The sequence below is a fragment of the Vreelandella sulfidaeris Esulfide1 genome (genome assembly GCF_054072535.1).
This window is the reverse complement of the sequence record NZ_CM133364.1, coordinates 1,239,056-1,261,981: the sequence shown is the minus strand read 5'-3', so window position 1 is coordinate 1,261,981 and position 22,926 is coordinate 1,239,056. Positions and strand designations below refer to the sequence as shown.

The 22,926-nt window shown below is 54.4% G+C and carries 18 protein-coding genes; 5 read left to right on the top strand and 13 right to left on the bottom strand.

Annotation, left to right across the window (positions count from 1 at the left end):
- From ACW44H_RS05850 to ACW44H_RS05835, 4 genes are all read left to right on the top strand, one after another.
- Nucleotides 1-1,008: a tetratricopeptide repeat protein gene (locus ACW44H_RS05850; protein ID WP_457507649.1), complete on the top strand. Its 1,008-nt coding sequence runs from the start codon at nt 1-3 to the stop codon at nt 1,006-1,008.
- On the top strand, nt 1,008-2,024 hold the full coding sequence (locus ACW44H_RS05845) for a tetratricopeptide repeat protein (protein WP_457507647.1): 1,017 nt from the start codon (nt 1,008-1,010) through the stop codon (nt 2,022-2,024). Before ACW44H_RS05850 ends, ACW44H_RS05845 begins: the two co-directional genes overlap by 1 nt.
- A gap of 152 nt (nt 2,025-2,176) precedes the next feature.
- Entirely contained in the window at nt 2,177-3,055 is an 879-nt protein-coding gene (locus ACW44H_RS05840) for a tetratricopeptide repeat protein (RefSeq protein ID WP_457507644.1), read from the top strand.
- Nucleotides 3,055-3,330 (top strand): hypothetical protein, encoded by a 276-nt coding sequence (locus ACW44H_RS05835; protein WP_457507642.1) that lies wholly within the window; start codon nt 3,055-3,057, stop codon nt 3,328-3,330. Before ACW44H_RS05840 ends, ACW44H_RS05835 begins: the two co-directional genes overlap by 1 nt.
- Before the next feature lie 24 nt (nt 3,331-3,354).
- Here ACW44H_RS05835 and ACW44H_RS05830 read toward each other — a convergent pair whose 3' ends face one another.
- From ACW44H_RS05830 to yrfG, 5 genes are all read right to left on the bottom strand, one after another.
- Nucleotides 3,355-4,587 carry an alpha-hydroxy acid oxidase gene (locus ACW44H_RS05830; protein ID WP_457507640.1) on the bottom strand — a complete coding sequence of 411 codons (1,233 nt, stop codon included), beginning with the start codon at nt 4,585-4,587 and terminating at the stop codon, nt 3,355-3,357.
- Between the two features lie 138 nt (nt 4,588-4,725).
- The gene (locus ACW44H_RS05825; protein ID WP_457507637.1) at nt 4,726-6,279 is read right to left on the bottom strand and encodes a phosphoenolpyruvate carboxykinase; all 1,554 of its coding nucleotides are present in this window, start codon (nt 6,277-6,279) and stop codon (nt 4,726-4,728) included.
- A gap of 312 nt (nt 6,280-6,591) precedes the next feature.
- Entirely contained in the window at nt 6,592-7,467 is an 876-nt protein-coding gene (gene hslO, locus ACW44H_RS05820) for an Hsp33 family molecular chaperone HslO (RefSeq protein WP_457507636.1), read from the bottom strand.
- Nucleotides 7,468-7,509: 42 nt separating this feature from the next.
- Entirely contained in the window at nt 7,510-7,899 is a 390-nt protein-coding gene (hslR, locus tag ACW44H_RS05815) for a ribosome-associated heat shock protein Hsp15 (protein WP_447044836.1), read from the bottom strand.
- A complete protein-coding gene (gene yrfG / locus ACW44H_RS05810; protein WP_113268358.1) occupies nt 7,899-8,588 on the bottom strand; it encodes a GMP/IMP nucleotidase in 690 nt (229 codons plus the stop codon). Before yrfG ends, hslR begins: the two co-directional genes overlap by 1 nt.
- 76 nt (nt 8,589-8,664) lie before the next feature.
- Between yrfG and nudE the strand changes: the two genes are divergently transcribed.
- Nucleotides 8,665-9,306, top strand: a complete 642-nt coding sequence (gene nudE / locus ACW44H_RS05805; protein WP_241524533.1) for an ADP compounds hydrolase NudE — start codon at nt 8,665-8,667, stop codon at nt 9,304-9,306.
- Nucleotides 9,307-9,367: 61 nt separating this feature from the next.
- Here nudE and ACW44H_RS05800 read toward each other — a convergent pair whose 3' ends face one another.
- From ACW44H_RS05800 to thiL, 8 genes are all read right to left on the bottom strand, one after another.
- On the bottom strand, nt 9,368-10,426 hold the full coding sequence (locus ACW44H_RS05800; protein WP_457507632.1) for an oxidoreductase: 1,059 nt from the start codon (nt 10,424-10,426) through the stop codon (nt 9,368-9,370).
- A 51-nt stretch (nt 10,427-10,477) separates the two neighbouring features.
- Complete coding sequence (gene ilvD / locus ACW44H_RS05795; RefSeq protein ID WP_457507630.1) at nt 10,478-12,322, bottom strand: dihydroxy-acid dehydratase; 1,845 nt, start codon at nt 12,320-12,322, stop codon at nt 10,478-10,480.
- Nucleotides 12,323-12,535: 213 nt separating this feature from the next.
- Entirely contained in the window at nt 12,536-14,746 is a 2,211-nt protein-coding gene (locus tag ACW44H_RS05790) for a methyl-accepting chemotaxis protein (protein WP_457507628.1), read from the bottom strand.
- Nucleotides 14,747-14,957: 211 nt separating this feature from the next.
- Nucleotides 14,958-17,123 (bottom strand): methyl-accepting chemotaxis protein, encoded by a 2,166-nt coding sequence (locus ACW44H_RS05785; RefSeq protein WP_457507626.1) that lies wholly within the window; start codon nt 17,121-17,123, stop codon nt 14,958-14,960.
- Between the two features lie 166 nt (nt 17,124-17,289).
- Nucleotides 17,290-19,803, bottom strand: coding sequence for an endopeptidase La (gene lon / locus ACW44H_RS05780; RefSeq protein WP_457507625.1), 2,514 nt, complete (start codon nt 19,801-19,803; stop codon nt 17,290-17,292).
- A gap of 297 nt (nt 19,804-20,100) precedes the next feature.
- Entirely contained in the window at nt 20,101-21,354 is a 1,254-nt protein-coding gene (locus ACW44H_RS05775) for a DUF945 family protein (protein WP_457507623.1), read from the bottom strand.
- A 100-nt stretch (nt 21,355-21,454) separates the two neighbouring features.
- A complete protein-coding gene (locus ACW44H_RS05770; RefSeq protein WP_113268365.1) occupies nt 21,455-21,928 on the bottom strand; it encodes a phosphatidylglycerophosphatase A family protein in 474 nt (157 codons plus the stop codon).
- On the bottom strand, nt 21,925-22,926 hold the full coding sequence (gene thiL, locus ACW44H_RS05765) for a thiamine-phosphate kinase (protein WP_457507621.1): 1,002 nt from the start codon (nt 22,924-22,926) through the stop codon (nt 21,925-21,927). Before thiL ends, ACW44H_RS05770 begins: the two co-directional genes overlap by 4 nt.

Genomic DNA, 22,926 nt, shown 5'->3' with positions numbered 1-22,926 from the left:
ATGCGATCAACAATCTTGGCAACGCTAGCAGGGCTAACGCTTACAGCGCTCATGCTACCTTCCGTCTGGGCGTTGGACGAAGATGCTCAGGCCGCTAAAGACGAAGGCATGAGATTGTATGGTATCAGTAGGCCACAAACAGCCATCCCATATTTAGAACAAGCGGCTGAAGCGGGTGATGTGGAGGCAATGTACTACTTGGGCGAGGCGAACCGTCGCCTGGTTATGGGTGGGATGAATCAAGCCGCACTGGACTGGTACCACCAAGCCGCCCAACACGGCTACCCCCACGCCATGTTGCGCCTGTTTGATGGCGGTGCCTGCGAGCTCGGGGACGTATGCCCGAAAAACGGCGACGACTGGCCACAGGCAGCGCTGAAACTCACCCTGCCCAAAGCCGAAGCAGGCGACCCCGAGGCCATGGCCGCACTTTACGATATTTATTACTACGTAAAAGAGCCCGATGAAGATGAGGCAATGAAGTGGCTACGGCGCGCCGCCGAGGCCGGCCATGTGGAGTCCATTAACTTGCTCGGCGAGATAGCCCGCAACGACGAAGAAGGTTACGCCAACGATACCGAGCGCTTGGAAGCCGCAGAGGTGTGGTTTCGCAAGGCGGCTGAGGCAGGTTATGCCCAGGCTATGAATAATTTAGCGGCAGTGCTAAGTAACTTAGAACGGTATGAAGAAGCTAGAGAGTGGAGAGTTAAATCTTCTGAGGCCGGCCATATAAATGGCCGTCGCTGGATAGCAGCTTGCAATATCGTGCCCACTCTCAGAGATTTTAAAGATTTATGCCGAGGTGCTCTAGAGCCGGATCCTGCACTGGGATGGGCAATACTCTTAGCAATTAAAGAGGAAGTACCCGGTAGTTATCCCGATCAAAATCTTAATATTTATAGAGAGTACGTTACCTCTGAGCAGCGCGAAGAGGGCGAAGAAATGATGGACGAGTGGCTAAACCGCGAGCCGCCGCTCTCCTACTTCCCCGATAAATTTGGCCCCTAATGTTGTTAGTAAAACGATCAATCACCCTGGCAATGCTAGCAGGACTAACGCTTACAGCGCTCATGCTACCTTCCGTCTGGGCGCTGGACGATGAGGCTCAGGCCGCCAAAGAGGAAGGTATGCGACTTTACGGTATTCGGAAAGCCGATTTAGCGTTTTCTTATTTAGAACAAGCGGCTGAAGCGGGTGATGTTGAGGCAATGTATTACCTGGGTGAAGCGAACCGTCGATTGGTTATGGGGGGTATGAATCAAGCCGCGTTGGACTGGTATTACCAAGCCGCACAAAACGGCGACCCTCACGCCATGCTGCGCCTGTTTGATGGCGGTGCATGCGAGCTGGGGGATGTCTGCCCGGAAGACAGCGACGACTGGCCCCAGGCGGTATTGGAGCTCACCCTGCCCAAGGCAGAAGCGGGTGATCCCGAAGCCATGGCCGCGCTTTACGATATTTATTACTACGTTAAAGAGCCCGATGAAGATGAGGCAATGAAGTGGCTACGGCGTGCCGCCGAGGCGGGCCATGTGGAGTCCATGCATTTGCTGGGTGAGATAGCCCGCAACGACGAAGAAGGTTACGCCAACGATACCGAGCGTTTGGAAGCCGCTGAGGTGTGGTTTCGCAAAGCCGCAGAGGCTGGCTACGCTCCCTCTATGAACAATCTTGCCTCTGTCTTAAACCATCTGGATCAGCCCGAAGAATCGTGGGAATGGATAACAAAAGCTTCCGAAGCAGGGCATATCAATGGGAGGAGGTGGTTGGCCGCCTGTAATATTGAACCTGATTGGGAGGAATTGACTCTATGTAATTCTGCTACCGATCCAGAACCTGCCAAAGGGTGGGCCATCCTACTAGCTATCCATGAAGAAGCTCCCGGCACTTCGTCAGAAAGATCGCTGCGAGTTTATCGTGACAGCGTTACTCAAGAACAGCGTGAAGAAGGCGGACGAATGATGGAAGAGTGGCTAAACCGTGAACCGCCGCTCTCCTATTTCCCTGAGAAGTTTGGCCCCTGATGTTGTTATCAAAACGATCGAAGCTTCCTTTCATACTGGCTTGCCTAATGTTAGTGACACTGCTGTCCCCTTCGGCCTGGGCGCTGGGCGAAGAGGCACAAGCCGCAAAAGATGAAGACATGCGCCTATGGGGCATCCACTAGTGGGAAAAGATGCAACCTCCGCTTGAAATTGCGGCTGAGGCTGGTGATATGGAAGCAATGTATTATTTGGGCGAAGCGAATAGACTCCTTAGTCGCGGGCTTTCACAAGCCGCGTTGGACTGGTATTACCAAGCCGCACAAAACGGTGACCCCCACGCCATGCTGCGCTTGTTTGATGGCGGTGCATGCGAGCAGGGGGATGTCTGCCCGGAAGACGGCGGCGACTGGCCCCAGGAGGCCTTGGAGTTAACGCTACCTAAAGCTGAGGCAGGCGATGCCGAGGCCATGGCCGCGCTTTATAATATTTATTACTACGTTAAAGACCCCGATGAAGCCGAAGCGATGAAGTGGCTACGGCGTGCCGCCGAGGCGGGCCATGTGGAATCTATGAACTTGCTTGGCGAGATAGCCCGCAACGACGAAAAAGGTTACCCCAACGATATCGAGCGTTTGGAAGCCGCTGAGGTTTGGTTTCGACAGGCAGCAGAAGGAGGTTATGCCCCCTCTATGAATAATCTCGCCTCTGTGTTGAATCATCTGGATCAGCCTGATGAGGCCTGGGAATGGATAACCAAGGCTTCCGAAGCAGGACATATGAATGGGCGTGGTTGGTTGGCCGCTTGTAACATCGAGCCCGAAGAGGCAGGCCGAGAGTTATGCCGTTCAGCGCCGGCCCCAGACCCAGCCAAAGGGTGGGCAATGTTTCTTGCTATTCACGAAGAAGCCCCCGGCAGTTCATCTGAGAATGCTTTGCGCGCTTATCGCGATAGCGTCACCCCAGAACAACGCGAAGAAGGCGAAGAAGGCGAAGAAGGCGAAGAAATGATGGACGAGTGGCTAAACCGTGAGCCGCCGCTCTCCTACTTCCCCGATAAATTTGGCCCCTAATGTTGTTACCAAAACGACCAAACCTACTGATCACCCTGGCCGGGCTAGCCATAGCGGCGCTGTTGTCGCCTTTTGTCTTGGCGCTGAATGAAGAGGCACAAGCCGCCAAAGATGAAGGTATGCGACTCTACGGTATTCGGAAAGCCGATTTAGCGATTCTTTGTTTAGAGCAAGCTGCGGTGGATTGGTATCACCAAACCGCCCAACATGGTGACCCCTACGTCATGCTGGCGATGCCCTACACCTACAAATTCAAATTTGTGCTGCACTCATAGCGCGTGGTAACGAGGAATGCGAGCTCAGCGAATGTTTTGTGGCATGGGCGTCAATGGCTGCGGTACTTTATCGGTTGATGGCTGGTAGAGGCAGGTGTGGTCTAACTGGGCGAGACTGGTGAGCCCTAGTAGCGCCATATTGCGCTCAATTTCACGCTGCAGTAGGTCAGCGACATGCTCAACTCCCGCTTGCCCAGCGCAGGCAGCCGCATAATTGAAAGGGCGCCCCACAAATACAAAGTCGGCCCCCAGCGCCAGGGCCTTGATGACATCGGTGCCACGCCGGAAGCCACTGTCGATCATGATAGGAATATCGCTGACACGGCGCTTTATTTCAGGCAGCACCTGCAGCGGAGAGATCGTGCAGTCCAACTGGCGAGCGCCATGATTGGAAAGAATAATGCCGTCGACACCCGCTTGATGTGCACGAACGGCATCTTCCGGGTTCAGTACCCCTTTCACGATCAAGGTGTCGGGCCACACACGGCGCACCAGGTCGAGATAGCCCCAGTCGAAATGTCGCCGCCCCGAGAAGTCCCGCGCCGCTCGGCGAGAGATGACGGGTGCCCCCCGCTCGGCATGATTGTTCTCAAAATGTGGCATGCCATGCTTCCATAACGTGCGCAGGAAGGTATTACACAGCCAGTCTGGTCGCATCAAACCATCGGCAGCCAGACGAAGCGTTGGCTCCAACGGAGACGTAAAACCCGAACGCCGGAAATTATCCGGGTTGGGCGGCACGGGGTAATCAAGCGTCACTACCAGTTTCTTAAAACCGGCCTGCTCGATACGTTTAAGCAGGGCCTCAATACCTTCCGGCGTTCCCGGCAGGTACGCCTGGAACCAGTCAGCACCTTCGACTTGAGCCACCTCTTCCATGGGCACTAGCGATGAACCACTCATAATCATCGGCAAGTTACATTTCGCCGCTGCCCGCGCCAGCACCAAGTCCCCTTGGTAAGCCGACAACGCACTAATCCCCATGGGAGCGATACCAAAAGGCACGGAGTAGCGTTTTCCATATAGCTCAGTGGACAGTTCAATCTGCGAGACGTTGACAAACGCTTTGGGCAAAAAACAGTATTCATCGAACGCGGTGAGGTTAGCACGCTGGGTTCGCCCATCCTCTGCAACATGGTCGATATAGCCAAAAATAGGTCTTGGCAATTTTCGACGCGCTAACCGCTCCACATCGTGCAAATTATGGATGCTGGCTAGTTTTTTGCGGGTCCATCGTTGTTGGAGCCATCCTTTCACGCAACACTCCTAGTGCTTGTTTTACCTATCTCTTTATCTCAGAAAGTCAGCCGCCTATGCAATGATAAAGCGATAAGCAACAAAAAAGGGGCAGTGCCGTAGCCCTGCCCCCTATTGAGTGCGTCAATCAGCCAAGCATTAGGTTAACTGCGGTCCCGCCTGAATGATCGCTTCGTTGACACCTTCGAACTTCTTGAAGTTATCGACGAATTTGGTCGCCAGCTCTTTGAGATGACGATCATAAGCCTCACGGTCTTGCCAAGTTTCACGCGGATCTAGCAGGCTAGAATCAACGCCAGGCACGGAGACGGGCACTTGCAGATTGAGCCCATCAATATGCTTAGTGTCGATATCACGCAATACACCCGACTGAATGGCACTGATAATGGCGCGCGTGGTCGGGATTGAGAAGCGTGAGCCGCCTTCACCGTAAGCACCGCCTGTCCAGCCGGTGTTGACCAGATACACCTGAGCGTCTTTCTTCTCGACCCGCTTGATCAGCAGGTCAGCGTACTCGCGCGCAGGACGCGGGAAGAACGGTGCACCAAAGCAGGTGGAGAACGTGGCAGCCAGACCTTCAGAGGAGCCCATTTCGGTTGAGCCCACTTTGGCGGTGTAGCCTGAGAGGAAATGATACGCCGCGGCTTCTTTAGAGAGTACAGATACCGGGGGAAGCACGCCGGACATATCGCAGGTCAGGAACACGATGGCATTTGGCTCGCCTGCGAGGTTTTCCGGTACCCGCTTCTCAACGTGCTCCAGCGGGTATGCAGCGCGGGAGTTCTGGGTCAGGCTATCGTCGGCGTAGTCAGGCTCACGACGGTCATCCAGCACCACGTTTTCCAGCACAGTGCCAAATTTGATGGCGTTCCAGATTACCGGCTCGTTCTTCTCGGAAAGATCGATGCACTTGGCGTAGCAGCCACCTTCCATATTGAAGACAATGCCGTCGCCCCACGCGTGTTCATCATCACCGATCAGGAAACGCGCCTGGTCAGCCGAGAGCGTGGTTTTACCGGTGCCGGAAAGGCCGAAAAACAGGCAAGTTTCGCCATCTTCACCCACGTTGGCCGAGCAGTGCATCGGCAGTACGTCAGCAGCCGGCAGCAGGAAATTTTGCACCGAGAACATGGCTTTTTTCATTTCGCCAGCATAGCGCATGCCAGCAATCAGCACTTTTTTCTCGGCGAAATTAATGATCACACAACCATCAGAGTTGGTGCCGTCGCGGGAAGGATCACACTCAAAGCCTGCGGCATTAAGGATGGTCCACTCGTCTTTAGCCGCAGGATTGTAGGCTTGGGGGCGAACAAACATGGTACGGCCAAACAGGTTTTGCCATGCCGTTTCAGTGGTGACGCGAACCGGTAAGTAGTGGGTTGAATCACTGCCTACGTGCAATTCGGCAACAAAATTTTCCTGGCTATTCAGATAGTCATCGACACGGCCCCATAATGCGCTGAACTTGTCCGCATCGAAGGGGCGGTTGACGCTTCCCCAATCAATTTGGCTACGCGTGGAGGGTTCATCAACGATAAAGCGATCTTTCGGTGAACGGCCGGTACGCAGGCCGGTATTTACTACCAGGGCGCCGTTAGCCGAGAGACGGCCTTCGCCACGTGCCACGGCGCGCTCGATGAGTTCGGCGCTGCTGAGATTGACGTGGGCTTGGGGAGCTTGAGTCGTGGTCATGTCGATTCCTGGGCCTTAAGGCCATTTCACTCGTGTTACCGGGCGTCACCGACGCCTTAGAGTTCTTCCCAACCACTGCAAATCCGGCTGGGCGCGCTAAAGTCCGGCGCATTATGGCAAAAAGAAAGCCCCCAGGAAACGGGGGCGAAGATCAAATATCTTGTAGTTAAACTACTACAAAGACACTATATTTTGTGTTGCGGCGCAGTAAAAATTCAAACAGCCGTTTGCAACAAACGTCGCATTCATTGAATCCACTGGCCCGCCTAGCGACACTTGAAAATGCTCTACGGGCCACCCTCGACTACATACTCAGTGAATCGTGGGCGAAGGCGCCTCGGGGTCGTCCAACAAAATTTCAATATCCGCCGCTGTGTAGTGATATTTCGTGTGGCAAAAGTGGCATTGGGTGTCGATAGCGCCTTGTTCATGCAGAATATCGCGCAACTCTTCCTTTCCCAGCGTGTGAAGTGCATAGCTCATTCGCTCCCGGGAGCAAGTGCAGCCAAAGCGCAGTGTTTTAGGGTCAAAAACGCGCACCGTTTCTTCGTGGTATAGGCGGTAAAGCACTTCGCGCTGCTCAAGCCCAAGTAACTCTTCCGTTTTAATCGTGTCGGCTAATTGCACGCTGCGGTCCCAAGCATCGACATCCTGGTTTTGTGACTCTTCCGGCAGGCGCTGCAGGAGCAATCCTCCCGCACGCTTCTCATCGGCCGCTAACCATAGCCGGGTCGGCAACTGCTCGGATTGGCTAAAGTAGGCTTCCAAACAGCCGCCGAGCGTCGCTTGATCCAGCGCGACAATACCTTGATAGCGGTGCCCTTCACGCGGATCGAGTGTAATGACAATCTGGCCTTCACCAACCAGCTCGCGGAAAGTAGCGTGCTCGCTAGGCAGCGCGGCGTCTTCCGCGATGCGTGCAATCGCTCGCAGCTCGCCACCGGGATTAGATTCGGCCATCAGCAGCGACAGGACACCGGTGCCGCGTACTTCAATGCTCAGTGTGCCATCCAGCTTTACGGTATCGGTAAGCAATGCGACGGCAGCTAACAGCTCGCCCAATAGTGCATTAACAGCCGGTGGGTAGGCGTGGCGGTCCAACACTTCATGGTAGGCGGCCGCCAAGGTAACGATCTCGCCACGGACATTGGTGTGATCGAACATAAAGCGTTGAATTTGATCAGACATAATTGGCTACCTAATGTTTAACTGGGCTATTGGCGTAAGGGGCTACTCCCCTTGGTTGCGCTGAAAGCGCTGTATATCGCGGCGCTGCTTTTTGTCGGGGCGTTTAAGCGGGTGCTGCATCGCTTCGTTAGTGAGCCGCCTTGCTTCGGCTTCTTTGGCCCGGCGCTGTGCGCTCTCTTCGGTTTCTGCATAAAGTGTGCGCGCTTCTGGCGCGCCGCGCCGTTGATCGGAAAGCGCAATCACTTCCACTTCATAAATATCCCAGCCCTGAGGCACACGGATAAGCGCGCCCAGCTCGACGTTTTTGCTGGTTTTAACCCGCGCCCCGTCGTAGTGTACTTTGCCGCCTTCGATGGCTTTCTTAGCCAGTGCGCGGGTCTTAAAGAAACGCGCGGCCCAGAGCCATTTATCCAAGCGTACGCTCTCGCTCATTAATGCTCTCCTTGCGTTTCTGACAGCTGTTCCGGCAGTTGTTCGGGAAACAGATGAGCGAACCGGTCAAGGGCTATAAATTCCTGTAGCTCTTTTTCAGGCCGCTGGCTGTCAGGTTGTTTAATGCCCAGCAAATGCTTGATGCCAAACTCACGAGCGCTCTCCAATACGCGAACATTGTCATCAATAAACAGCGTGCGTGCAGGATCAAAAGCCTCGATCTCCTGAAGGGCAAACCAGAATGCCTGCTCCTCTTTGGCGGCCCCCACATCCTCGGAAGAGATGATGGCGTCTAAGTAGCTTTCCAGACCCGTTAGAGGCAATTTCAATGCGAGACTTGCGCGATCAGCGTTGGTGGCCAACACCACTCTTGGGTGCGCTAGTTTAAGCCATTTGAGGAAATCCAGCGCGTCACTACGCAGCCCAATCAGGTGCTGAACTTCGCGCTTAAGAGCGACAATATCGACGCCTAGTTCGCGGCTCCAGTACGCCAGGCTGTACCAGTTTAACGTGCCCTGCTCGCCGATAATGCGTGCGCGCAGTGCTTCCTGGGAGGCTTCATCCAACTGGTGCAGTTCGCGGTAGCGTCGCGGTAAGTGCTCCAGCCAGAAATGGCTGTCAAAGTGTAAATCCAACAGCGTGCCATCCATATCGAGTAGGACGGTGTCTATCTCGCGCCAATCAATCATTGCCGCTCCAGTCGCATAAGGAGTAAGCGTGCTATTGTAGCTTAACCGCCTTTTTCCAGCCATGGAGGCTCTCTTTATGTCGACGTTTCCCCCGACGCACCCCACTTCTAATCCCCCCGAGGATACTAGCGTTAAGCGCTCGGGCTATCAGCGCAAGCCACAAATTTTGGCGCGTAAAAGCGTAGCCCAAAGCCGTTTATTCCAGATTGAGTCACTTGATTTGCGCTTTTCCAACGGCGAAGAGCGTCAGTTTGAACGCTTAACCGGCGCTGACCGTGGCGCGGTGATGATGGTGGCCATGCCAGACCCCGACCATGTGCTATTGATTCGCGAGTATGCGGCCGGGTTTGAAGATTATGTACTCACCCTGCCCAAGGGGCTGGTTGACCCCGGCGAAGATATCATCACCGCTGCTAATCGTGAGTTGATGGAGGAGTGTGGGGTTGGCGCGCGTCGTATTGAACCGCTAGTCGAGCTTTCCCTGGCACCCAACTATATGCGCCACCGTATGCAGGTGCTTCTCGCCACCGACCTTTATCCCAAGCGTCTACCAGGTGATGAGCCTGAGCCGTTGATTGTCGAAACCCACGCAATCGAAGAGCTTCCCGCCCTTTTGTTGCGCGAGGATTTTCATGAGGCGCGGGCCATTGCCGCGCTTTATATCGCGCGAGACAGGCTGCGAGAAGAGAAGCGCAACAGCGCGACGGACCTGCTTTGAGGCATAAGGGGTGAGACTAGATAGGGGCCGGGGCTAGCCATAGCCCCATTCCCTGCAGCCACTAGAGATGATTTTTCAACGATATCCAGCGCCGTTGGCGGTGACTATCCAATCCTGCTTCGAGCAAGATCATTGAGCGCAGGGCATCGTCTACAGTAACGGGCAACGGCGCTTTATCGCGGATAGCGGCAGCGATGCCTTGGTAATAAGCAAAGTAGTCGCCCGGCAGCGTTGGCAATTCACGGCGCACTAGCGGCGCGTTTTCACCCTCCCCTTCGCGCAGCGTTAAGATGCCGTGCTGGTTATCCTCGCCCCATTGTGACGTGGGCACTTCGCCTGCTTTCAGACGGTCTTCCTGGGGGTCCAAACCATATTTAACGAAGCTGCCCTGGGTTCCGTGAATTCGAAAGCGCGGGGTTGGATCGGCTACCAGCGTACCTGCCGACAGGGTAACGCGGAAGCCTTCATAATCCAGCAGTGCCAGGAAGTCATCGTCGGCCTTGGCACCATCACGTAATGCATCTAGTTCCAGCAAGAGTGCCTGGGGCATGCCAAATAACTCGCAGGCTTGGTCCAGCAGGTGCGGCCCCAAGTCGTACCAAATCCCACCACCGGGGGCCGCCTTCTCGCGCCAACGATCGCGGACTTCGGGGCGAAAGCGGTCAAAGCGAGACTCAACGTTAACGACACGCCCTAGCGTACCCGCGTCTAGCAATGCCTTGATGGTCAGAAAGTCACTGTCCCAACGGCGGTTGTGAAATACCGATAATAGACACTCTTTTTCGTCCGCCAGCTTTTTGAGTAACTTTCCTTCTGACAGGGTGACCGTGAACGGTTTATCCACCACCACGTGCTTGCCCGCAGAAAGTGCAGCCTTGGCGAGAGGAAAATGCGTGTCATTCGGTGTCGGGATAACAATCAGGTCAATATCGCTGCGTTTGCAAAGCGCTAGTGCCTGCGCCTCCACGTCTACATGAGGTAGAGATGCCTGAACTTTAGCGGCATCACTTGATGAAACCGCCACCAGATCCAAGCCTTCCGTAGCCCGAATCAGCGGTGCGTGGAACGTCTGGCTAGCGAACCCGTAGCCGACCAATCCAACGTTAATAATTGCCTTCATTGCATTCCTTCAGTTTGTTGCTGCGGCTGATTGCTAAGCTTAGCTGCTGTATCAATCCAGCTTGCTGAGGTCTCGAACGGCGCCTTTATCCGCCGACGTCGCCAATAACGCATACGCTTTAAGCGCTGGTGTAATCTTGCGTGGGCGTTGTTCAACGGGCTTCCAGGCCATTGCGCCTTTGGCCTCCATCGCTTCACGGCGAGCCGCCAACTCAGCATCGCTAAGATCGACGTTGATCGCCCGGTTAGGAATATCAATGCGGATGATATCGCCCTGCTCGATTAACCCAATGGCGCCCCCTGCTGCCGCTTCAGGCGAAACATGGCCAATTGAAAGCCCAGAAGTACCGCCCGAAAAACGTCCATCGGTGAGTAGCGCGCAGGCTTTTCCTAACCCTTTGGACTTGAGATACGAAGTGGGATAAAGCATTTCCTGCATGCCGGGGCCGCCTTTGGGGCCTTCGTAGCGGATCACCACGACATCGCCTTCTTTGACCTTATCCGCAAGCACGTCGGCGACCGCCTGATCCTGGGACTCGACCACATGGGCAGGCCCTTCAAATACTAAAATCGAGTCGTCGACCCCGGCGGTTTTCACTACGCAGCCATCCAGCGCGATATTGCCGTAAAGCACGGCTAAGCCGCCCTGCTGAGAAAAGGCGTGTTCGAGATCACGAATACAACCGGTAGCCCGGTCACCATCCAGGCTCGGCCAACGGGCGCTTTGGGAAAACGCGGTCTGAGTAGGTACGCCACCCGGCCCGGCTTTAAAGAACTCGACCACCTCAGCGCTAGGTGAGCGCATGATATCCCACTCATCCAGCGCTTCTTTAAGGCTATCGCCATACACGGTGGGCACCGAGGTATCCAGAACGTGTGCACGATCCAGCTCACCCAGAATCGCCATAATGCCGCCCGCACGGTGGACATCTTCGATATGATATTTCTGAGTATTGGGCGCTACTTTACACAGTTGAGGCACTTCACGGGACAGACGGTCGATATCCGACATCGTAAAGTCCACTTCTGCTTCTTGAGCCGCTGCCAGGAAGTGCAGAATAGTATTGGTAGAACCGCCCATGGCGATGTCCAGGGTCATGGCGTTTTTAAACGCCGCCTTGGAAGCAATAGCACGCGGTAGCAGATGCGCCTCGTCACCTTCGTAGTAGCGTTTGGCAAGCTCGACAATACGTTGGCCGGCCGTTTCAAACAGGCGGCGACGATCCGAGTGAGTCGCCAGCACGGTCCCATTGCCCGGTAGTGCCAAGCCCAACGCTTCGGTCAGGCAGTTCATCGAATTGGCAGTAAACATACCCGAGCAGCTACCACAGGTAGGGCAAGCACTACGCTCGACTTCGGCGAGGGTCTCATCGTCAACGCTGTCATCGGCGGCCATCACCATGGCATCGACTAAATCCAGGCCATGGTCGAGCAGCTTGGTTTTGCCCGCTTCCATGGGGCCGCCGGAAACGAAAATAACCGGAATATTAAGGCGCAAAGCAGCCATCAACATTCCTGGGGTGATTTTGTCGCAGTTGGAAATACACACCAGCGCATCGGCACAGTGGGCGTTACACATATACTCGACGCTGTCGGCGATCAGGTCACGGCTGGGCAGCGAGTAGAGCATGCCGTCGTGTCCCATGGCGATGCCATCATCCACCGCAATGGTATTGAACTCTTTCGCAACGCCACCGGCTTTCTCAATTTCCCGCGCGACAAGCTGGCCCATGTCTTTCAAATGAACATGGCCCGGCACAAACTGCGTGAAGGAGTTGGCGACAGCAATAATTGGCTTTTGAAAGTCCCCATCCTGCATACCGGTGGCGCGCCATAGGGCACGGGCACCGGCCATATTGCGGCCAGCGGTGGTCGTACGTGAGCGATACTCTGGCATGTCGTCCTCTACTCTCTCAATATCTCTCTTAATAACTATCTTAAAGAAATGCTCTATTTTTTATTAACCCACAGCATGCAAGGCTGCAGGCTAGGCTTTTTCTGAAAGAATCAGCGGCTTTAGATTGTGGCATGAGCGCCGCCCAGAGACTAGATACAAGAAGAGGAGACTAGACACAAGAAGAGGAAAGCGCCCTCCATGGCGCCAAATTAATTAAAAGGCTTCCCACGCCTCTTCGGCTGGCTGGGCAGGAGTATTGGGTTGAAGCGAACGGTCCTGGCGTGAAATTAACGGCGACGGTGCTGCCGCTGCTAATGCAGGTGGGGATCCTAGCCCTGCCTGCTTAAACACACGTCTAAGCGCTGTTTCACTACTCTCGTCGGCTGCGCCCTCCAAGCGGAAGGCAGCGATGACATTGGCAAGGCTCAAGGCTTCGCGGGTAAGATCGTGAGCAGCGTTGGAAATTGTCTGCACCTTGGATGCGTTCTGCTGGGTGACATGATCCATCTCGGAGACGGCCGTATTGATTTGCGCAATTCCGCTGCTCTGCTCATCAGACGCAGTACTGATCTCCTCCATAATGTCGCTGACTTTCATTACTTGCGTCACGACCTGATCGATAGCTGCCTCAGCTTCCTTCACCGCTTGAGCACCACCACTGATTTCCTGGGCGGAAGAGTCAATTAGCCGTCGTATTTCGCCAGCGGCATCGGCACTGCGCCCCGCTAGATTACGCACTTCATTTGCCACCACGGCAAAACCTCTCCCCTGCTCGCCAGCCCGGGCAGCCTCCACCGAAGCATTCAGCGCCAGAATATTGGTTTGGAAGGCGATGCCATCAATGACACTAATAATATCGGTCATCTTACCGGCACTGGCGGCAATGCGTTCCATACGCTCGACAAGGGCCTGCATGCGCTCGCCGGTTTCACGACTAGTGGTGGCATTTTGCATAGCCAACTGATTGGCTTGGCGGGCGTTCTCGGTATTTTGCTGCACGGTCGCCGTCATTTGATCCATGCTGGAAGCCGTTTGCTGCAGCGAAGACGCCTGCTGCTCGGTGCGTGACGCCAGCTCTTCATTCTGCTGCTTGATATGTTCAGAGGCGGGCGTCACCACATCGACTTTATTACCCACCTCGGTAATTAGCCCCGACAGGCTTGCGCGCATTGTTTCTAGCGAATTCAGCAACTCACCCAGTTCATCATTGCGCTTTAAAGTAACGCGATTGGCCAGATTGCCTGCCGCTATTTGAAAGGTAACCCGACGCGCTTCGTTAAGCGATTTAATCAGCGATTTAAGCACCGCCATGCTGATGCCGATCATCAATACAATACCGAGCAGCAGAACACCTAACTGACCGTACAGCAGCACTTGTTGCTGTTGTTCTGCGTTTTCCATTAGCGATTGGGCCGCGGCTCTCTCTTGATCCACCAATGCGTTAATAGAGACACTGATATTGTCAGAAGTCGGCTGCACGGTGTCATTAAAAGCCTCAAAGGCGGCAAACCCATTGCCATCAACGATCGCGGTTAGGGTGATATCGGCACTTTCTACAAAGGTGGCCAGTTGCGCTGTCAGCTCTTCCTGTAAACTCTCTGTTTCACGCTGCGCGGTGAAACCTTGCCATGACTGATCAATGTCAGTGCTCATGGTCTTTAATTGTGTTTCAAGGAGTTCGAGGTCCGCACGGCGCGGGTTGCGCACGGCAGGCTCAAGCACTTGGATCGCTTGGCTAACGCGTTGATCAATCTGTTGAAGATCGGAAATGCCTTCTAGGCCGGTTTGGTTGAGCGTACGTAGACGTTCGGCAGAACTGGTTAAGCCATAAACGCCTGCCGCTCCTGCTAACACCAACAAGATGATCGAAGCCAGCACCATCCCTATAAGCTTGGCCTGCATGCTACTGAAGCTAAAACGCTTTACCCAGCCTCGCACTCCTTTGTGGCGTATTGCACCATAATGGAGCTTGAAGCCTCGTGTTTTGCCCTCTTGCATGGCAGCGTAAACACGCTCAGCCCGCTCAATCGCTTCAACCGTGGCTTTACGCCGGATAGAGGTATAACCCACCACGCGGTCACCATCAAGTAGCGGTGCGATGGTGGTATGCATCCAATAGGCTTCCCCACTTTGACGGCGGTTCTTAATCAGACCCTGCCAGGTTTTACCCGCTTCAATGGTTTCCCACAGGTTCTGAAAAACGACGTTGGGCATGCTGGGGTGGCGGAACAGGTTGTGGGGTTCGCCCATTAACTCTTCCAACGGGTAGCCGCTAACGTCGACAAAGGTTTGATTGGCGTAGGTGATCCTGCCCTGAAGGTCCGAGCGCGAGATCAAGACATCATCATCGGCTAGCTCGTACACAGCAGCGGTCGCTTGTGTAAACGGTGTTTGGGTAGATTGTGTTTGCTTAACAGTGCGCATTTAGAACCCCTACTTTTTTATTGAAGGCTTTTTACCGCCATTAGATTTAGCTGAGTCCCCTTGGCTAAATTACTCACTGGCTGAGCCTTTTCAATTAGGAGTAATGCATAAAACATGCCACCGCGAAGGGTGGCATGTGGTAAAACGAATTGATAGAAATCAGCAGCCTACATTACAGTTACTGATTCTATTATTGTAAGCACTATTAGCGCTAAAACGCTTCCCACTGATCAGAGCGGGATTGCGTTGCGGGCGGCTTAGCACGCTGTTCGGAAGGCGCTGGCAAACCGTGTGTTGCTTTATTCAGCGCTTGAGTGGCGCGTTGTAACTTCGCTCTTGCCGCTTGGATATTCTCATCCTGAGCACCTTCCAAACGAAACGCATCCACCACATTGACGAGCTCAAAAGCTTCAAGAGAGAGGTGATCGGCTGACGCTGCGATTGATTGTACTTTTGAGGCGTTCTGCTGAGTCACAAGGTCCATTTCGGCAATTGCCGAATTGATTTGACCAATCCCACTGCTCTGCTCGGTGGAAGCAGTGCTAATGGATTCCATCAGTTCACTGACTCGGCTAACTTGCTGGGTGACCTCTTCTATCGCCCGTTCCGCCTGCTCAACTGCACTACGGCCACCGCTGACTTCTTGGGTAGTACTGTCAATCATCTTACGAATTTCTTGGGCGGCATCCGCACTCCGCCCGGCCAAATTGCGCACTTCGCTGGCGACGACCGCAAAGCCGCGGCCATGTTCGCCAGCGCGGGCGGCTTCAACCGATGCGTTGAGTGCCAGGATGTTGGTTTGAAAAGCAATGCCATCGATCACACTGATCATCTCGGTCATCTTTTCGGCACTCTGGGCAATACGCTGCATACGCTCCACCAATTGCTGCATTTGCCGCCCTGTGTCGCGAGTGCTCGCGGCATTTTGCACTGCTAGATCGGTGGCCTGGCGGGCATTCTCGGTATTCTGCTGAACCGTCGAGGTCATCTCCTCCATGCTCGATGCGGTCTGCTGAAGCGATGATGCCTGTTGCTCTGTGCGCGAAGAGAGCTCTTCATTTTCAGCGGCTATCTGCTGGATCGCCGGCGTAACCACCGAGACGCGACTTTCAACATCCCCCACAATGCTGGATAGGCTAAAGCGCATCGTGTCCAACGAGTAGAGTAACTCGCCCAACTCATCGTTGGTTTGGCGACGCTCGCGAGCGGCCAGATTACCTGCCGCAATTTGGAAAGTGATATAACGCGCGCCTGACAAGCTGCGAAACACCGATCTCATAGTCATGATACTTAGGCCAATCATGACTAAGAAACCAACGGCCAGTAACGCCAATTGTGCAAGCAACATTTGTTGACGCCCACTTTGCGCCTGGGAAACCAACACTTCGGCATCAGCACGCACCTGTTCAACCAGCGTACTGTTTATCTCGCGCAGTGTCTGAGTCGTCGGCACCACAATGTCATTAAAGGCTTCAAACGCCGCGAATCCATTGCCTTCTTGAATAGCCACCAGCGTAGTGTTTACGCCGGTACTCCATGTGGCCAGCGCACTATTAAAGCGCTGGGTGGCCTCAGCCGCGGCTGTTTCATCAACGTAATAATCCGTCCATAGCCCTTGCATCGCTTCAACATACTGGCTAATTTCCGCGTTAATGGCATCCAGATCAGCCTGACGCGGGTTACGTACCACCGGCTCTAACGTCTCGACCGTTTGTCCAATATAGCGTTCGATATGCTGCAGTGAGGCGACTTCGCCCAGCCCTGAGCGATTGAGTGTTTCCAGGCGCTCGCCGGAAACCATCAACGCATAAACGCCCAACCCACCCGCGAGGACAAGCAACAACAGCGACGCCACCACCATACTGGTCAGCTTGGCTTTCAAGCTGGTCAGTTGTAATCGCGCCAGTATCCCTGTTAACCCTTTGCGCCGTAGCGTGCCCTGGGAAAGGCCATAGTGTCGTGACTTGCCCTTTTCGCGAATCTCTGCATAAATTTTTTCTGCTCTGGCAACGGCATTTGCGGCAGCTTTACGGCGCACAGAGGTATAACCAACAATGCGTTCACCATCCCGCAACGGGGCAACTGTGGCATTTACCCAATAGTGATCGCCATTTTTACGTCTGTTTTTAACCACACCCTGCCAAGTCACGCCTGCTTGAATGGTTTTCCAAAAGTCCGCGTAAGCCGCTTCGGGCATATCGGGGTGACGAAGTAGATTATGCGGGGCACCAATGAGCTCTTCACGGCTATAACCACTGACCTCAACGAAGGTAGGATTCGCGTAGGTGACATTTCCTTTAAGGTCCGAACGGGAAATGAGTACTGCTTCCTCACTCAGCACATACTCGCGTTGCGTCACTGGCTGGTTATTGCGCATTAGCTCTCCAATAATTAGGAATAATTAATTTTTATTAAAACAAACTTTATTATCGCTGCGCTTTATATCGGCAATGCCGCGAACAACTGTAAAAAAAGCGCCATACTTTCGTATGGCGCCCAAGTAGGTAATAAGCAATTGTCGTAAAAGGGTTATAAATCTTCTATCAACTACCAAACACCACATCCGCCACATCACGGTAACGTTTGGCAAAGTGCACCGTCATGCCTTCTTTTAGATAATCCGGCAGTTCTTCATAATCACGCTTGTTGGCGTCGGGCAGAATTAGTTCAAAGATGTCGCTGCGTCGTGCAGCAATGACCTTTTCGCGAATCCCCCCTACCGGAAGCACTTGGCCCGTTAAGGTTAACTCGCCGGTCATTGCCAAAGGCCGCTTAATAGCATGGTGCTTGGCCAGCGATAGCAGTGCGGTGGTCATAGTAACCCCCGCCGAAGGACCATCTTTAGGTGTGGCCCCCTCAGGCACGTGCAAGTGTACAAACGCCGAGTCAAAGAAGTCTGCATCGGCGCCATACTCCTGCAAATGGCCAAGCGTATAGCTGTAAGCGATATTGGCGGACTCCTGCATCACTTCGCCCAGCTTGCCGGTCAGTTTAAAACCGCGATCCAGCGAGTGTACTTTGCCCGCTTCAATCGGCAGCGTTGCCCCGCCCATCGAGGTCCACGCCAAGCCGGTCACCACTCCTTCGCCAGTAAGCACTTTTTCTTTACGGAAGATCGGCGCGCCCAAGAACTCCTCCAGGTTTTTAACCGATACCTTGACCGTTCCCAGCTCCTCTTCCAGTAATTTAACAGCGGATTTACGCACAATACGGTGCAGCTGTTTCTCTAGCTGGCGCACCCCGGCTTCGCGGGCATAGCCTTCAATTACCTGCTTCAAGGCCGCATCGGATAAGTTGATGCGTTTTTTGGGCAGGTTGTTGCGCTTAAGCAGCTTCGGCCATAGATGATTCTTGGCAATCGCCAGCTTCTCTTCCGCGATATAACCGGAGAGACGAATTTGCTCCATGCGGTCGAGCAGCGGACCTGGAATCGAATCCAGCGTATTCGCGGTGCATATAAACAGCACCTTTGAAAGGTCCATGCGAACATCAAGATAGTGATCAAGGAAATCGACGTTCTGCTCAGGGTCGAGCACTTCCAGTAATGCTGAGGCGGGATCGCCCTGGAAGGATTGTCCCAGTTTGTCGATCTCGTCGAGCATAATCACCGGGTTCTCGACCTCCACCTCTTTAAAGGCCTGCACCAGCTTACCGGGCATCGCGCCCACATAGGTACGCCGGTGCCCTTTAATCTCCGCTTCATCGCGCATACCGCCTACCGAGAAGCGGTAAAACTGACGTCCCAAGGCTTCGGCAATCGAGCGACCGATGGACGTTTTACCCACCCCGGGCGGGCCTACGAGCAGAACAATTGAGCCGCCCACATCACCTTTGAAGGTGCCCTCGGCCAGAAACTCGACAATGCGCTCTTTTACGTCTTTCAAGCCATCATGGTCACGGTCCAAGACCTGACGAGCGTGAGGTAGATCCAGTTGATCCTGGCTGGTAACACCCCAAGGCAACGAGGTGAGCCAATCCAGGTAGTTCCGGGTGGTGCCATACTCAGGCGAACCGGTTTCCAGCACGCTGAGTTTATTCAACTCATCGTCGATTCGCGTTTGCACACGCTCGGGTACTACCAGCGACTCCAGCCGGGCTCTAAAGGTATCCACATCGTTTTCACGATCGTCTTTAGAAATGCCGAGTTCACGTTGAATGACCTTGAGCTGCTCGCGCAGGAAAAACTCGCGCTGGCGATCCTGCATTTGGGCATTCACCTGCTCGCTGATCTCGCCCTGCAGTAGCGCAACATCGATCTCTTTACGCAGCAGCGGCAACACTTTCTGCATCCGCTCTTCCACCGATAGGGTGGCCAGCACATCCTGAAGCTCAGGCCCTTTGGCAGAAGTAATCGCTGCGGCAAAATCGGTCAACGGCCCAGGCTGATGGGGGCTAAAGCGATTGAGATAATGCTTAAGTTCCTCGCCATACAGCGGGTTAATCGGCAGTAGTTCTTTAATGCCGTTGATGATCGCCATGGCGTAGGCGCGCGTCTCTTCATTCTCCGCGTCAACAGGCTCTTTGGGGTAGGTCACTTCGACCAGATAAGGCGGCTCTTTAGACAGCCAGCGGGTAATTTTGAAGCGCTGCAGGCCCTGAGCGATAAACTGAATCTGATCGTCTTCGCCCTTGAGTTTATGCACCTTCACCGCGGTACCGATCTCGGGGAAACCTTCGTGATCTAGCGAGGTAACGCCTTGCTCGCCCACAAAGGCAACGCCCAACGTATGGTGGGGGGTGTTACCTACCCGGCGCATGGTCTCTTCCCAGCGCTCACGATTGACGACCAGGGGCTGGACCTGGGCGGGGAAAAAAGGTCGATTATGAATAGGCAGAAGATAAATGCGCTCGGGCAGCATTTCGCTAGCCGGCACCAGGGAATTTACCCGTTCACCGTCTGAGCGGTACTCTTTGCTGTCCTGTTCTTCAGAGTTTTCTTCGGAACTCGCGTTAGCGCTATTTTCAGCGCCGTGGGCGTTGTCTGTGGCTGATGATTCCTCATCATCCACTTGCCAATCAAGATGTTCGTAATCGCGTTCGTAATCCTGGTCGCTCATGCGTCCTCCAATGAACCGATGTCGGCGATAAGAACCGCCTAGATTTGTTCATGGAATGCGGGCAGTGCGGCTAAACTTCAACCCTTAGGGAGGTTCGATAACAAAATGCTGTCACCCTTTGAAGCTGCAAGGAGCCTGACTCGATCATTTCGAGTAGCCTTCTCATATGTCATTGCGAGGAGCGCAGCGACGCGGCAATCTCTACTTCAGGAGGCAAGCCAACCCGAGATCGCCACGCTTCGCTCGCGATGACAAACAAGGGCAACCCCGAGATTGCTTCACTACGCAATGACAGGGCTAAGGCCAAAGCTGGGGCATGGGGCGCCCATTCACCCGCCATACACCGCGCACCACATCAAATTGTAGCTCGCGGGTGCCGAGCGGCAGCCCTAACCATAATGCGGCAACGGTAGGTGCATCGTGCCAAGTAAAGTCGCCATCAACCCGCTCGAGCCATTTTGCCTGCTCTTTTTCGTTGTCAAGATTAACCACGCTAAGTTCATCCAACTGGCGTGCGTCAAAAAATAATGCTCCGTCCGCATCGAGCTGAATGCCCAACAACGGACTATCGATGGCAACGGTCGTCACATCTAAACGCGGCGAGTCACTGAGCATTTTACGCAAATCCGGTTCAAGACGGGCTATTAACCCTTCGGCCATGGGTAGGCTTTCATCACCCCAGGAAGCTTCCTGGCGTAACCGACGGATAACGTGGCGAACGGCATCGGCGTTGATACGCGAAAGTTCCATCTCTATCTGCCCATTGAGCAGCGGCGTGTCTGGTGCTTCAGAGGGCACCATCACATCGCCCACGTCTAAAGCAACGTTGATACGCAGCTCGCTTTCGTCCAGTTCCATGTGGCTATTCAAGTCGAGTGGCGAAAGCTGAATGTCGTAGGAAGGATAGCTCAATGTCAGCGTTTCAATATGCAGGTGATCGCGCTGGGCAAAGTGGTAAGCACCCTCAGTATACGTATAGCGGCTTTCGAGCTCCGTCGGCCCTAGTGCAAGCTGCGCCATACCATCCGTGAGTGTCAATTGATCTAACAACGCACGCAGACGCCAATCACCAAAAACGCCTTCCAGGCGCAGGCGACCACCGCGAACGGCTAATTCACGGCCATTTTGTTGAATAACGAAGGGGGCTAGGGAAAGACGTAGTTCACTGTGACCGCTAAGGGTGTGATAGCGCCCTTGCCAGCGTGGCACGGAAGGGGCAGTTACTTCACCCACCGCTTGCTGCAACACGGTATCCAGGCGGGGTAACACGGTGCCTTCAACATCTGTACTTAAAATGCCATGGCGTGCCCGATAGGTCAGCTCAAGGCGCCACGGGCGGCCCAGTAACGGTGAAAGAATCAGCCTTCCTTGGGAACTTAGCCAGCCCTGCCGACTCTCAGTTCGGTTAACACGCCATTCACCCCGCGCTTCCAAATCTTCCAGCGCTTGGCGCAGGCCGCGTTCAAAAAGAACGCTTGAGAGCAGTTGCGCTGCCATCCATACCACGGCGATGACTGCCAGTATAGGGACAATCAGACGTTCCTTGCGCATGCTACCTCCTTGAAGCTAACGCCTTGAAGCTAAAGCACCAGAAAAAGCTATATACCGCTACTGAACTCACTTGCTCCTTGTTGCACACCACTCATACTTTTTAGTGCAACCAGAACCACAGGTGCATAGTACTCCATGCGTAGGCGCCAGCCATCACATCATCGATCATAATGCCAAAACCACCTGCGACACGGCGGTCTGCCCAGCGTATTGGCCAGGGCTTAAAGACATCGAAGATGCGAAATACCACAAACCCCCATAACGCAGCCTCCCAAGAAAAGGGTACCGCTGCCATGGTCAGCCAATAACCGACAAATTCATCCCACACGATGCCTGAGTGATCATGCACGCCTAAATCTTTGGAGGTTTTATCGCACAGCCAAACACCGACCACAAAAGCGATAAAACAAATGCTTAAAAACCACCCAAGAGGCAGATCCGCCATCATCCAGTAGAACGGAATCGCTGCCAGCGTGCCAAAGGTACCGGGTGCCCAAGGCACCGTGCCGCTACCTAAACCAAAAGCAAAAAAATGTGTTGGGCGACGCCAGACACTTTTCGGTGCGCGATTCATGGCGTTTCCCCACTAAAATGCTGCCAACCTGCATAGCCGCTGACATAACGACTCAGGCCACGCTGACCAGAGGCGCTAATACCTAGCGTCTCGCAACAGTGGCCAATCACCGTTAGCGTCAAGCCTAATGACGCCAAGCGCTGCTGGGCCTTCGCTATATCGGCAGCGTTTAAGGTCACTAGCAGCTCATAATCATCACCACCGGAAAGCGCCGCCTTTAGGGCTCCTTCCGTGCCTAGCAGGCTTTCCAAGCCTTCCGCTAACGGCAACGCATCCAGCGTAATGTCGGCGCCGACCTGTGAGGCCTCGCGCAGATGCGCCAGGTCAGCCAGTACGCCATCAGAAATATCCAGCGCGGCAGTGGCTAAACCGCGCAAAGCCAGGCCCGCTGCCAAGCGTGGTTCCGGCAATAAATAGCGGCGCAACAATGGATGCGTCAGATCACGTTCACCCTGCTGCCAGAGCGCCAGCCCCCCTGCCCCACCACCCAAGGCGCCAGTGACCGCAATTAGATCACCTGCCTGAGCACCGCAACGAGTGAGCGCTTCACCTACCGGCACTTCACCCATCACGGTAACGCCTATCGAAAGCGCACCGGAGGTAACATCTCCGCCCACCAGGGCCGTAGCATGTTGCTGGCTAAGTGCATGAAAACCGCGTGCATAACCATCCAGCCAGACGTGGGTTGCCTCATCGTCGGCAAATTGGCGTTGATCAAACGTTAACGCCATCAGGCACCAGCGAGAAGTCGCCCCCATGGCGGCCAAATCGCTAAGCGCAACGGCCAGCGCACGGTGGCCCACCGCGAAGGCTGGGGCTTCACGGGGAAAGTGCACATCCACCACTGAGGTATCAACACTCACGGCCAGCTGCTGACCCGCAGAAGGCGCTAGTAGCGTGGCATCGTCTCCACATCCTAGTGTGACGCCATTTGACGCAGCCGACGCCTCCTGCGACGACATGAAGTAGCGTCGAATCAAATCAAATTCGGCAAGCAC

Bases quoted from the DNA above. Each gene is read 5' to 3' on its own strand.
- ACW44H_RS05850 (WP_457507649.1), top strand. From the start codon at position 1: ATGCGATCAACAATCTTGGCAACGCTAGCAGGGCTAACGCTTACAGCG.
- ACW44H_RS05845 (WP_457507647.1), top strand. From the start codon at position 1,008: ATGTTGTTAGTAAAACGATCAATCACCCTGGCAATGCTAGCAGGACTA.
- ACW44H_RS05840 (WP_457507644.1), top strand. From the start codon at position 2,177: ATGCAACCTCCGCTTGAAATTGCGGCTGAGGCTGGTGATATGGAAGCA.
- ACW44H_RS05835 (WP_457507642.1), top strand. From the start codon at position 3,055: ATGTTGTTACCAAAACGACCAAACCTACTGATCACCCTGGCCGGGCTA.
- ACW44H_RS05825 (WP_457507637.1), bottom strand. From the start codon at position 6,279: ATGACCACGACTCAAGCTCCCCAAGCCCACGTCAATCTCAGCAGCGCC.
- hslO (WP_457507636.1), bottom strand. From the start codon at position 7,467: ATGTCTGATCAAATTCAACGCTTTATGTTCGATCACACCAATGTCCGT.
- hslR (WP_447044836.1), bottom strand. From the start codon at position 7,899: ATGAGCGAGAGCGTACGCTTGGATAAATGGCTCTGGGCCGCGCGTTTC.
- yrfG (WP_113268358.1), bottom strand. From the start codon at position 8,588: ATGATTGATTGGCGCGAGATAGACACCGTCCTACTCGATATGGATGGC.
- nudE (WP_241524533.1), top strand. From the start codon at position 8,665: ATGTCGACGTTTCCCCCGACGCACCCCACTTCTAATCCCCCCGAGGAT.
- ACW44H_RS05800 (WP_457507632.1), bottom strand. From the start codon at position 10,426: ATGAAGGCAATTATTAACGTTGGATTGGTCGGCTACGGGTTCGCTAGC.
- ilvD (WP_457507630.1), bottom strand. From the start codon at position 12,322: ATGCCAGAGTATCGCTCACGTACGACCACCGCTGGCCGCAATATGGCC.
- ACW44H_RS05790 (WP_457507628.1), bottom strand. From the start codon at position 14,746: ATGCGCACTGTTAAGCAAACACAATCTACCCAAACACCGTTTACACAA.
- ACW44H_RS05785 (WP_457507626.1), bottom strand. From the start codon at position 17,123: ATGCGCAATAACCAGCCAGTGACGCAACGCGAGTATGTGCTGAGTGAG.
- lon (WP_457507625.1), bottom strand. From the start codon at position 19,803: ATGAGCGACCAGGATTACGAACGCGATTACGAACATCTTGATTGGCAA.
- ACW44H_RS05775 (WP_457507623.1), bottom strand. From the start codon at position 21,354: ATGCGCAAGGAACGTCTGATTGTCCCTATACTGGCAGTCATCGCCGTG.
- ACW44H_RS05770 (WP_113268365.1), bottom strand. From the start codon at position 21,928: ATGAATCGCGCACCGAAAAGTGTCTGGCGTCGCCCAACACATTTTTTT.